This window comes from Rhodococcus sp. NyZ502, assembly GCF_041464245.1.
Lineage (GTDB): Bacteria > Actinomycetota > Actinomycetes > Mycobacteriales > Mycobacteriaceae > Rhodococcus_F > Rhodococcus_F qingshengii.
This window is the reverse complement of record NZ_CP167155.1, coordinates 1,914,917-1,924,944: the sequence shown is the minus strand read 5'-3', so window position 1 is coordinate 1,924,944 and position 10,028 is coordinate 1,914,917. Positions and strand designations below refer to the sequence as shown.

Below are 10,028 nucleotides of genomic sequence, written 5' to 3'. Positions count from 1 at the left end.
GCCCACAGCCTCTCTTCCACACCATTGCGCACCCGTGCGAGCCGAACGTCCGATTCGCAGCAGCTACCGACCTCATCCAACCTCGACGAGCCAGAACCACCCATTGTCTCCGATACATAGGTGACAAGAGAAATCCATACCCCGGTGTATCGACGGTTTTGTTGCAATTCGTTACAAATCGCCCAGCTCATCTACCCCCCGATCGCATTGCCGAAACGCACCGTTCAGACGCGGCGCGCGACACCTCTCCCCCTGGGACAATCAATTGCAACCGACGATCTACACCCCAATCCACATCAGTCACCTCGGACAATTTACAGGGCCGCCGGGTACTGGGTGTCTGAGCTCGAACGAGATTCGACAGTCGCTGATCGAGACTATCGGTACTCGCCGACAGACCGACGAAAGAACGCGCCGACCAGCGGTCGGCGCGTTCTTCGATTTACGGTACGAAGCTTCAGGAAAAGCCCACACCAGTCACACTCTTCAGGTGCTCGCTGCTGACCCCTGGAGCCAGCTCCACAAGCTGCAGCCCGTCCGCGGTGACGTCCAGCACTGCCAGGTCGGTGATGATCCGGTTGACGACGCTCTGACCGGTAAGCGGCAGCGTGCAGGCCTCGACGATCTTGGGATTGCCGTCGCGGTCGGTGTGCTCCATCACGACGATGACGCGGCGGGCACCGTCGACCAGATCCATCGCCCCGCCCATACCCTTCACCATCTTGCCCGGCACCATCCAGTTGGCAAGGTCACCGGTCTTCGACACCTGCATCCCGCCGAGCACCGCGGTGTCGATGTGACCACCGCGGATCATGCCGAAGGAGAGAGCCGAGTCGAAGAACGCGGCGCCTGAATTGACGGTGACGGTTTCTTTACCGGCATTGATGAGGTCGGCATCGACCTGATCATCGGTCGGATACGGTCCGGTACCGAGGATGCCGTTCTCGCTGTGGAGGACCACCTTGACGCCCTCGGGCAGGTAACTGGGGATCAGAGTCGGCAGGCCGATGCCGAGGTTGACGTACTCCCCCGGCCGCATCTCGGCGGCAGCGCGAGCGGCCATCTCGTGGCGAGTCCAACCGATACGGGTTTCCTCTGCACTGGTCACTTGGTACCTCCTGAGACGGTCCGCTTCTCGATCCGCTTCTCCTGTGGGCCTGTGTGCACGACCCGCGCGACGAACACTCCAGGTAGGTGCACGTGTGCGGGGTCGATGTCGCCCGGCTCGACGAGGTTCTCCACCTGCGCGATGGTGATCCGGCCGGCCATGGCAGCAAGCGGGTTGAAGTTCATCGCCGTCTTGTTGAAGACGAGATTTCCTTCGGTGTCGCCGTAGTCCGCGTGCACGAGCGCGAAGTCAGCGGTGATCGCCTCTTCCAATACATACGTGCGGCCACCGAACACTGCCGTCGCCTTCGGTGGCGACGCCACGGCGATCGAACCGTCCGGGTTGTATCGCCACGGCAAGCCGCCCTCGGCGATCGGGGTGCCGACGCCGGCCGGAGTGTAGAACGCCGGGATGCCGGTACCGCCTGCTCGCAGCCGCTCGGCCAGCGTCCCCTGCGGCGTCAACTCCACTTCGAGCTCACCGGCGAGATACTGGCGCGCGAACTCCTTGTTCTCCCCCACGTACGACGCCGTCACCCTGGCGATCCGGTGCGCGCCGAGCAGAATGCCGAGACCGTAGTCGTCGACACCGCAGTTGTTGGAGAACACCTCGAGATCGGTGGCGTCGCCGTCGGCGATCGCCGCGATCAGTGCGTCGGGAATACCGCACAGCCCGAAGCCGCCCACTGCGAGCCTGGATCCGCTCGCGATGTCGGCAACTGCCTCAGCTGCCGTATTCACGACTTTGCTCATCCGTTAGTTCTCCTTCTGCTGAAAGATTCCGGCTCGGTGAAGAAGCTTCTCGGCGTGACGGAGAACGGGAGCGTCGACCATCTTGCCCTCGAACGCGAACACACCACGTTCAGTAGACACCGCGGCAAGCACTCGTGTGGCCCAGTCGATCTCTTTTTCCGAAGGTGCGAAGGCCCCGCGGATGACCTCGACCTGACTCGGATGGATCGCAACCTTCACGTCGAAGCCGACTGCGACGGCATCAGCGGACTCGACGCCCAGGCCGACGAGGTCCTTGATGTCGAGGTACACGGAATCGACAGCCAACCGGCCGTAGCTCTTCGCGGCCAGGAGAGACGTCGATCGGACGTGCTTGGCAACGTCGCGGTACGAACCGTTCGGGTGCCTGCTCGAGTTGCCGCCGAGACCGGCAACAAGATCCTCGGCTCCCCACATGACACCGATGGCGTTCGCAGCAAGCGCGATGTCGGCCACGGCGAGGGCTCCTCGCGGGGACTCGACGAGCGCAACCACGTCCGCCGGTGCGAGCGAGAGGACGTCCTCGGCCGATTCGCACTTGGACAGCATGAGACGCGAATAGTGTGTGCCGTCCAGCGCGATCAGATCGAGTTCGTGATCAGGCGTACCGACCGGATTGACGCGCACGACCGTCCGCTCCGGATCGAGAGGCGTGTCGATCAGGGCTGCACGTGCGGCTTCCTTGTCGGCCGGAGCCACACCGTCTTCGAGATCGAGGATCACGACGTCGGCAACAGCCGCGGCCTTCGCATAGCGCTCGGGACGATCCGCCGGGCAGAACAACCACGCCGGCCCCGGCGGTGTCCACGTCATGAGGACACCTCTGCCGGACGCAGTTGCACCAGTGTCTTGCGCGTGGCCAGTGCGACGACGTCACCGTGCTGGTTACGCCCGGTGTGCACGAGCGTCACGATGCCTTCACCTGGACGGCTCTTCGACTCGCGCTTGTCCGCGATGAGCGTCTCGGCATACAAGGTGTCGCCGTGAAAGAGCGGCTTCGGGAAGCTGATCTCGGAGAAACCGAGGTTCGCCACGATGGTGCCCTGCGTCAACTGCGCGACGGACAGGCCGACGATGGTCGACAGGGTGAACATCGAATTGACCAGCCGCACACCGAATTGAGTGTCCTCGCTGTACGCGGCATCGAGATGCAACGCCTGCGTGTTCATGGTCAAAGTCGTGAACAGGACGTTGTCAGCCTCGGTCACCGTCCGGCCTGGGCGATGCTCGTAGATCGCGCCGACCTCGAACTCCTCGAACCAGAGCCCGCGCTGAGTGATCTTCTTGGGGTTCGTCACAGCCCTGCCTCACGAGCGATGAGCATCAACTGCACCTCGGTCGTTCCCTCACCAATTTCGAGGATCTTGCTGTCACGGTAGTGGCGCGCGACGGCGTACTCGTTCATGAAGCCGTATCCGCCGTGGATCTGCGTGGCGTCACGGGCGTTGTCCATGGCAGCTTCGGAGGAAATCAGCTTGGCGATAGACGCCTGCTTCTTGAACGGCTTGCCCGACAACATGAGTGCGGCCGCGTCGTAGTACGCGGTACGTGCGACGTGGGCACGAGCCTCCATACGCGCGATCTTGAACGCGATGGCCTGGTTGTGTCCGATGGGGCGACCGAACGCCTCGCGTTCCTTGGCGTACTTGATCGACTCGTCGACGCAGCCCTGGGCGGCACCGACGCTCAACGCGGAAATAGCGATGCGGCCTTCGTCGAGGATGCGCAGGAAGTTCGCGTAGCCGCGGCCGCGCTCACCGAGCAGATTCTCTTCGGGGACACGAACATCGGCGAACGTGAGCGGATGGGTGTCGGATGCGTTCCAACCGACTTTGTTGTACGCCGGTTCGGCCGTGAAGCCGGGCGTCGTGGTCGGCACGAGGATCGTCGAGATCTCCTTCTTGCCGCCGTCCTTGACACCCGTGACCGCGGTGACCGTCACGAGCTTGGTGATGTCGGTGCCCGAGTTGGTGATGAACTGCTTGTTGCCGTTGATGATCCACTCACCGCTGTCGAACTTCGCGGTGGTCTTGGTTCCGCCGGCGTCGCTACCCGCACCGGGTTCGGTCAGGCCGAAGGCAGCCAACGACTTGCCGCTGGTGAGCTGCGGAAGCCACTCCTGCTTCTGTGCCTCGTTACCGAAACGGTAGATCGGCATGGCACCAAGGGACACACCAGCTTCGAGAGTGATCGCGACGCTCTGGTCGACCTTGCCCAGCTCTTCGAGCGCCAGGCAGAGTGCGAAGTAGTCGCCGCCCATTCCGCCGTACTCCTCGGGAAACGGCAGGCCGAACAGTCCCATGTCGGCCATCCCGGCCACTACCTCGTACGGGAAGGTGTGGTTGGCGTCGTGCTCGGCAGCAACCGGTGCCACTACGGTTTTCGCGAAATCCGCAACCGTCTTGGCGAGCTGCTGGTATTCGTCCGGAAGCGCTCCGGTGGCAAGGTAATCGGACATCAGGCGTCTTCCTTCTGCGTCGTGTTCTCGGTCTTTACTTCTGCAGTCTCTTCGTCCGCGACAGGTACCACGCGGGCCAGAACCTGATCCACCATCACCTGATCGCCCTGACGGACAAGCACTTCCACGATCCCGTCGATCGGGGACGTCAAGGAGTGCTCCATCTTCATGGCCTCGACCACGACGAGTGGTTGTCCCGCGCTCACTGCCGCGCCGTTCTCGACGTTGACTGCGATGACGGCACCGGGCATGGGGCTGGCGATTTCGGCGTCACCGGCATGCTTGTCCTCACCGCGAACGCTGACTTCGGCTACCTCGCGCACGTGCCAGGTTCCGCCGCCTGCCAGCCACAGACCGCCATCGGTCTGGGCGACGACAAACGTGCGTCGACGTCCGTCGATCACCACCGCCAGTTCGGATCCCGTCAGGGTCGCGCTGAATGCGCGAGGCTGTGAACCTTCGACCTCGACCTTTGCATCCGCGGGAACGCCGACGATCGCAACGTGCGCCGTTCGGGTGCCGGCGGAGAGCCTGATGCTGGTCGGAGCGGGAGTTCCGACGCGCCACCCACTCGGGACGTCCCAGGGATCAACGGATTCCGAAGTTGTCCACCGCGAGAGCCAGCGATACGCCGCGGCAGCAATGAGCACCTCGTCGGAGGCGTCGGCTGCGACAAAGTCTTCGACGCGACGATCGAGCAGACCGGTGTCGAGGTTGCCCGCGATCACATCCGGATCAGCGAGGAGGAACCGTGCGAATTCGATGTTGGTCACGACTCCGAGCACTGCGGTGTCACCGAGTGCGCGATCGAGCTTGCGCAGTGCGCCCGCGCGGTCGGGAGCGTGGGCGATGACCTTGCTGAGCATCGGGTCGTAGTCACTGCCGACGACGGTGCCCGCGAGCAGTCCGGAATCGACGCGCACGCCGGAACCTGACGGCTCGACCAGATCGACGACGCGGCCGCCCGTCGGCAGGAATCCACGGCCGGGATCCTCCGCGTACACACGAGCTTCGATGGCGTGCCCGGTCAGCGTGATGTCACTCTGGGAGAAGGCCAACTTCTCTCCCGCTGCCACACGGACCTGCCATTCGACCAGATCCAGTCCGGTCACCATTTCGGTGACGGGATGCTCGACCTGCAGGCGGGTGTTCATCTCCATGAAGAAGAACTCGTCCGGCTTGTCGGCGGAGACGATGAACTCCACGGTGCCGGCGCCGGTGTAATCGACGCTTCGAGCGGTGTTGCAGGCTGCCGCGCCGATCCGGTCGCGGGTCACCTGATCGAGCAGCGGCGACGGAGCCTCTTCGATGACCTTCTGGTGACGCCGCTGCAGGCTGCATTCGCGCTCACCGAGGTGGACGACGTTGCCGTGCTGGTCGGCGAGAACCTGGACCTCGATGTGCCGGGGCCGCAGGACGAATCGCTCGAGGAACAGGGTGTCGTCGCCGAACGACGACGCGGCCTCACGGCGGGCACTGCGAAGAGCCTCGGCCAGATTGGCCGGATCCTCGACCAGACGCATTCCCTTGCCACCGCCGCCTGCCGAAGGCTTGACCAACACCGGGTAGCCGATGTCCTCGGCCGCTGCGATCAGTTCTTCGTCGGTCAGATTCGGGCGAGCGATACCCGGGACCACCGGCACGTCGAACGCGGCAACCGCATTCTTCGCGGTGATCTTGTCACCCATCACCTCGATGGCGTGCTCGGAGGGGCCGAGGAAGGCGATTCCGGCAGCCGCACAGGCAGCCGAGAACGCCGAGTTCTCCGACAGGAAGCCGTAACCGGGGTGAATACCCTGAGCACCGGTGGACTTGGCAGCGTCGATGACCTTGTCGATGACGAGGTAGCTTTCACGCGCCGCGGCCGGTCCGATGTTGACGGCAGTGTCGGCCTCGCGGACGTGGCGAGCATTCGCGTCGGCGTCGCTGTAGACGGCGACGCTGCGAATTCCCAACTCACGCAGCGTGCGGATCACGCGGACCGCGATCTCACCGCGGTTGGCCACGAGAACAGTATCGATAGTGCGCAACTCAGTCATTTCGCTCACATCCGGAAGACGCCGTAGGAGACCGGCTCGATCGGCGCGTTTGCGCACACCGAAAGGGCCAGGCCGAGAACAGTTCTGGTATCTGCGGGATCGATGACACCGTCATCCCATAGCCGCGCAGTGGAGTAGTACGGATTACCCTGAGCCTCGTACTGCTCGCGGATCGGCGCCTTGAAGGATTCTTCGTCCTCGGCCGACCACGGATTACCCGCGCTGTCGAGCTGGTCACTACGAACCGTCGAGAGCACCGACGCGGCCTGCTCGCCGCCCATGACCGAGATGCGCGCGTTCGGCCACATCCACAGGAAGCGAGGTGAATACGCGCGTCCACACATGGAGTAGTTGCCGGCGCCGTACGAGCCGCCGATGACGACTGTCAGCTTGGGGACCCGTGCACACGCGACTGCCGTGACCATCTTGGCGCCGTGCTTGGCGATGCCGCCGGCCTCGTAGTCGCGTCCCACCATGAAGCCTGCGATGTTCTGCAGGAACAGCAGCGGCACACTGCGCTTGTCACACAGTTCGATGAAATGTGCTCCCTTCATGGCGGATTCGCCGAAGAGCACGCCGTTGTTGGCGATGATGCCGACCGGGTGGCCCTCGATGTGCGCGAAACCGGTGACGAGCGTCTTGCCGTATTCAGCCTTGAACTCCTGGAACGCGCCACCGTCGACGAGCTTGGTGATGACCTCGTGCACGTCGTACGGAGTACGGGGATCAGTCGGAACGACGTCGTACAGCTCGCTCTGATCGGCGACGGGCGGAACCGTGGAGATGACGTCCCACGGGCGCTCGGAGCGGGGGCCGAGCGTGGCAATGATGTTGCGCACGATCCGAAGTGCGTCGCGGTCGTCCTCGGCCAGGTGGTCGGTGACGCCGGAAACCTTGGAGTGCAGGTCGCCGCCGCCGAGCTCTTCGGCCGTCACGATCTCACCGGTGGCAGCCTTCACGAGCGGCGGTCCGCCGAGGAAGATGGTGCCCTGGTTGCGGACGATCACTGCTTCGTCGCTCATCGCGGGCACGTAGGCGCCTCCCGCGGTGCATGAACCGAGAACTGCGGCGATCTGGGGGATCCCCTTGGCGCTCATGGTCGCCTGGTTGTAGAAGATCCGGCCGAAGTGCTCACGGTCCGGGAAGACCTCGTCCTGGCGCGGCAGGAAGGCGCCGCCGGAGTCGACGAGGTAGATGCAGGGAAGGTTGTTCTGCAGCGCAACTTCCTGCGCGCGCAGGTGCTTCTTCACTGTCATCGGGTAGTAGGTGCCGCCCTTGACCGTCGCGTCGTTGGCAACGATGACGCACTCGCGACCCGACACACGGCCGATACCGGTGATGACGCCGGCGCCCGGGCACTCGTCGTCGTACAGGCCGTTGGCCGCCAGTGGGGACAGCTCGAGGAACGGGCTGCCCTGGTCGAGCAGCGAGTCGACGCGATCTCGCGGCAGCAACTTCCCTCTGCTCACGTGACGCTCGCGAGAGCGCTCGTTGCCACCCAGCGCTGCTTGCGCGAGTTTCTTCTTCAGTTCGTCCACCAGAACGGTGTGATCGGACCGGTAGCCCGATCCTTGCGTGATTCCACTGGGAGTCATCCCGCCGCCTTCGCCATGAGTTAATGCTCGATAACTGAAACTAGATTAACTATGATTAACTGAGTTGTCCAGAACACAAGCGAAGAAAGATCGAGAGAATGACCTCTGAGCAGGTAGCAGCTCCGACGCGACGCGATCAGATGAAGGCCGACCGTCGACGTCAACTCTTGGACGCCGCCGCCCGGTTGATCGCCGAGCGCGGATTCGTGAGTGTGCGACTCGAAGACCTCGGCGCGGCCGTCGGCATCAGCGGCCCGGCCGTGTACCGGCACTTTCCGAACAAGGACGCCGTCCTCGTGGAACTTCTCGTCGGCATCAGCACGCGCCTGCACGAAGGCGGCTCTGCGGCAGCGGAGGCAGCGGACTCACCGAGCGCCGCACTCGACGCACTGGTGGAGTTCCACCTCGACTTCGCGCTCGGCGAGCCGGACCTGATCCGCATCCAGGACCGCGACCTCGAAAGCCTGCCGGCCGACGCGCGTCGACAGGTACGCCAGACGCAGCGCAAGTACGTCGAGGTCTGGGTCGGGGTGCTCGAGCAACTCGATCCCCAACTCGATCAGGCGGACGCACGAATCAAAGCGCATGCCACCTTCGGTCTGATCAACTCGACCCCTCACAGCGCCAACCCCGCTTCGCCGGCACGCGCGCGTCGAGTCCTGCGGGATATGACGCTCGCCGCACTGCGCACCCACTGAAACCGGACACGGCACAATCGGTGGCAGACTGGTTACACCAGCTAACAGATGAGGGTGCCGAACGTGGAAGACAGCAGTGGGGTCAGCAGGGCCGATTTCGCCGAACTGCGGACCGAGTTCTCCCGCTTCATGATGTTGTACCAATTCGGAATCTCCGAACTGATGACCAAGGTGAACATCCTCAAGGACGAGTTCACTCACATCAATCAGTACAGCCCCATCGAACACGTCACGTCACGGGTCAAGTCACCGGACAGCATCCTGCGAAAGGCTCAACGCCTGAACGTCCCGCTGACGATCGACGACATCTCGAAGAACATCTTCGACATCGCTGGAGTACGTATCACCTGCAGCTTCATTTCCGACACGTACCGAATCGCCGAGATGCTCACCAGCCAGACGGACCTTCGGGTGATCGAGCGCGAGGACTACATCGCCGATCCGAAACCCAACGGCTACAAGAGCTTGCACTTGATCGTCGAGGTCCCGGTTTTCATGAGTGACCGCGTCAGGCACGTACCGATCGAACTTCAGATCCGCACGATCGCAATGGATTTCTGGGCGAGCCTCGAGCACAAGATCTACTACAAGTACAACCGCGAGGTTCCCGTCGAACTCCTCGACGAACTCACCGAGGCTGCTGCCGCGGCACACCGTCTCGATGTCAAGATGGAACGACTCAACGACGAGTTCGCCAAAATCAAAGCGCTACCGCATCCTGACGACGAAATCCTCGAGCAGGATCTGCCGGCGCAGTTCCTCGAGGCGCTGCATCTTCAGCGACGGGCGCTCTGACTTCGGTCCCCCTCCCCTGAGCGAACGCGCCTTTCGGCGCATCTGAGGCGACGAAAGTGCCGTTCGCTCACAACTGGGGTCGGACAACTAGGGCAAACAAAAAGAAGTGCGCCCTCCCGAACTTCGGGAGGGCGCACTTCTCGAATTGGGTCGGCTTGCTATTTCTTGCCCGTGACGGCGCTGTAGCCGATCGAGAGCACGGCCGCCGCGGCGATGCTGATGATCCAGCGGATCCAGTCGATTCCACCCGTGTCGCCCTTGTCCGAGATCGCTCCCCAGACCCAGTACCCGATAAGCGCTCCGGCGATACCCAGCACGACGGTCACGATCATGCCGTACTGCTGCTTACCTGGCAGTACGAGACGAGCCAGGATTCCGATGACTGCGCCGAAAATGATGGTTCCGATAATTTGCCCCATGACAGCCCCTCTCACACGTCGTGCATGCACGCGGACGGAAGATCACCGCTCAGGGAAACAATAACCACAGTCACACACAACTGTCGCTTGTTGACCGAATTGTTGTCCGAGATGCAACCTCGACGCGTTACATCCACGACATTCGC

The 10,028-nt window shown here is 63.1% G+C and carries 10 protein-coding genes; 2 read left to right on the top strand and 8 right to left on the bottom strand.

Annotated elements, in window-relative coordinates:
* Positions 1-457: 457 nt before the first annotated feature.
* The 7 genes from ACBG85_RS09170 to ACBG85_RS09140 are packed head-to-tail and all read right to left on the bottom strand — an operon-like array spanning position 458 to position 7,970.
* On the bottom strand, positions 458-1,063 hold the full coding sequence (locus ACBG85_RS09170) for a 3-oxoacid CoA-transferase subunit B (protein ID WP_372027829.1): 606 nt from the start codon (positions 1,061-1,063) through the stop codon (positions 458-460).
* 41 nt (positions 1,064-1,104) lie between these two features.
* The gene (locus ACBG85_RS09165; protein ID WP_007730192.1) at positions 1,105-1,860 is read right to left on the bottom strand and encodes a CoA transferase subunit A; all 756 of its coding nucleotides are present in this window, start codon (positions 1,858-1,860) and stop codon (positions 1,105-1,107) included.
* Between the two features lie 3 nt (positions 1,861-1,863).
* Positions 1,864-2,691: a CoA ester lyase gene (locus ACBG85_RS09160; RefSeq protein WP_003942031.1), complete on the bottom strand. Its 828-nt coding sequence runs from the start codon at positions 2,689-2,691 to the stop codon at positions 1,864-1,866.
* Positions 2,688-3,176 (bottom strand): MaoC family dehydratase, encoded by a 489-nt coding sequence (locus ACBG85_RS09155; protein ID WP_003942078.1) that lies wholly within the window; start codon positions 3,174-3,176, stop codon positions 2,688-2,690. Before ACBG85_RS09155 ends, ACBG85_RS09160 begins: the two co-directional genes overlap by 4 nt.
* Entirely contained in the window at positions 3,173-4,336 is a 1,164-nt protein-coding gene (locus ACBG85_RS09150; protein ID WP_007730190.1) for an acyl-CoA dehydrogenase family protein, read from the bottom strand. The genes ACBG85_RS09155 and ACBG85_RS09150 overlap by 4 nt, the downstream gene beginning before the upstream one ends.
* Complete coding sequence (locus ACBG85_RS09145) at positions 4,336-6,375, bottom strand: acetyl/propionyl/methylcrotonyl-CoA carboxylase subunit alpha (protein WP_064074224.1); 2,040 nt, start codon at positions 6,373-6,375, stop codon at positions 4,336-4,338. Before ACBG85_RS09145 ends, ACBG85_RS09150 begins: the two co-directional genes overlap by 1 nt.
* A 5-nt stretch (positions 6,376-6,380) precedes the next feature.
* Positions 6,381-7,970, bottom strand: a complete 1,590-nt coding sequence (locus tag ACBG85_RS09140; RefSeq protein ID WP_042453308.1) for a carboxyl transferase domain-containing protein — start codon at positions 7,968-7,970, stop codon at positions 6,381-6,383.
* A gap of 98 nt (positions 7,971-8,068) precedes the next feature.
* Between ACBG85_RS09140 and ACBG85_RS09135 the strand changes: the two genes are divergently transcribed.
* Positions 8,069-8,668 (top strand): TetR/AcrR family transcriptional regulator, encoded by a 600-nt coding sequence (locus ACBG85_RS09135; RefSeq protein ID WP_003941968.1) that lies wholly within the window; start codon positions 8,069-8,071, stop codon positions 8,666-8,668.
* Between the two features lie 48 nt (positions 8,669-8,716).
* A complete protein-coding gene (locus ACBG85_RS09130; protein ID WP_024487832.1) occupies positions 8,717-9,463 on the top strand; it encodes a GTP pyrophosphokinase family protein in 747 nt (248 codons plus the stop codon).
* Between the two features lie 158 nt (positions 9,464-9,621).
* Here ACBG85_RS09130 and ACBG85_RS09125 read toward each other — a convergent pair whose 3' ends face one another.
* Positions 9,622-9,882 (bottom strand): GlsB/YeaQ/YmgE family stress response membrane protein, encoded by a 261-nt coding sequence (locus ACBG85_RS09125; RefSeq protein ID WP_003942027.1) that lies wholly within the window; start codon positions 9,880-9,882, stop codon positions 9,622-9,624.
* Positions 9,883-10,028: the final 146 nt, after the last annotated feature.

Bases quoted from the DNA above. Each gene is read 5' to 3' on its own strand.
- ACBG85_RS09170 (WP_372027829.1), bottom strand. From the start codon at position 1,063: ATGGCCGCTCGCGCTGCCGCCGAGATGCGGCCGGGGGAGTACGTCAAC.
- ACBG85_RS09165 (WP_007730192.1), bottom strand. From the start codon at position 1,860: ATGAGCAAAGTCGTGAATACGGCAGCTGAGGCAGTTGCCGACATCGCG.
- ACBG85_RS09160 (WP_003942031.1), bottom strand. From the start codon at position 2,691: ATGACGTGGACACCGCCGGGGCCGGCGTGGTTGTTCTGCCCGGCGGAT.
- ACBG85_RS09150 (WP_007730190.1), bottom strand. From the start codon at position 4,336: ATGTCCGATTACCTTGCCACCGGAGCGCTTCCGGACGAATACCAGCAG.
- ACBG85_RS09145 (WP_064074224.1), bottom strand. From the start codon at position 6,375: ATGACTGAGTTGCGCACTATCGATACTGTTCTCGTGGCCAACCGCGGT.
- ACBG85_RS09140 (WP_042453308.1), bottom strand. From the start codon at position 7,970: ATGACTCCCAGTGGAATCACGCAAGGATCGGGCTACCGGTCCGATCAC.
- ACBG85_RS09135 (WP_003941968.1), top strand. From the start codon at position 8,069: ATGACCTCTGAGCAGGTAGCAGCTCCGACGCGACGCGATCAGATGAAG.
- ACBG85_RS09130 (WP_024487832.1), top strand. From the start codon at position 8,717: ATGAGGGTGCCGAACGTGGAAGACAGCAGTGGGGTCAGCAGGGCCGAT.
- ACBG85_RS09125 (WP_003942027.1), bottom strand. From the start codon at position 9,882: ATGGGGCAAATTATCGGAACCATCATTTTCGGCGCAGTCATCGGAATC.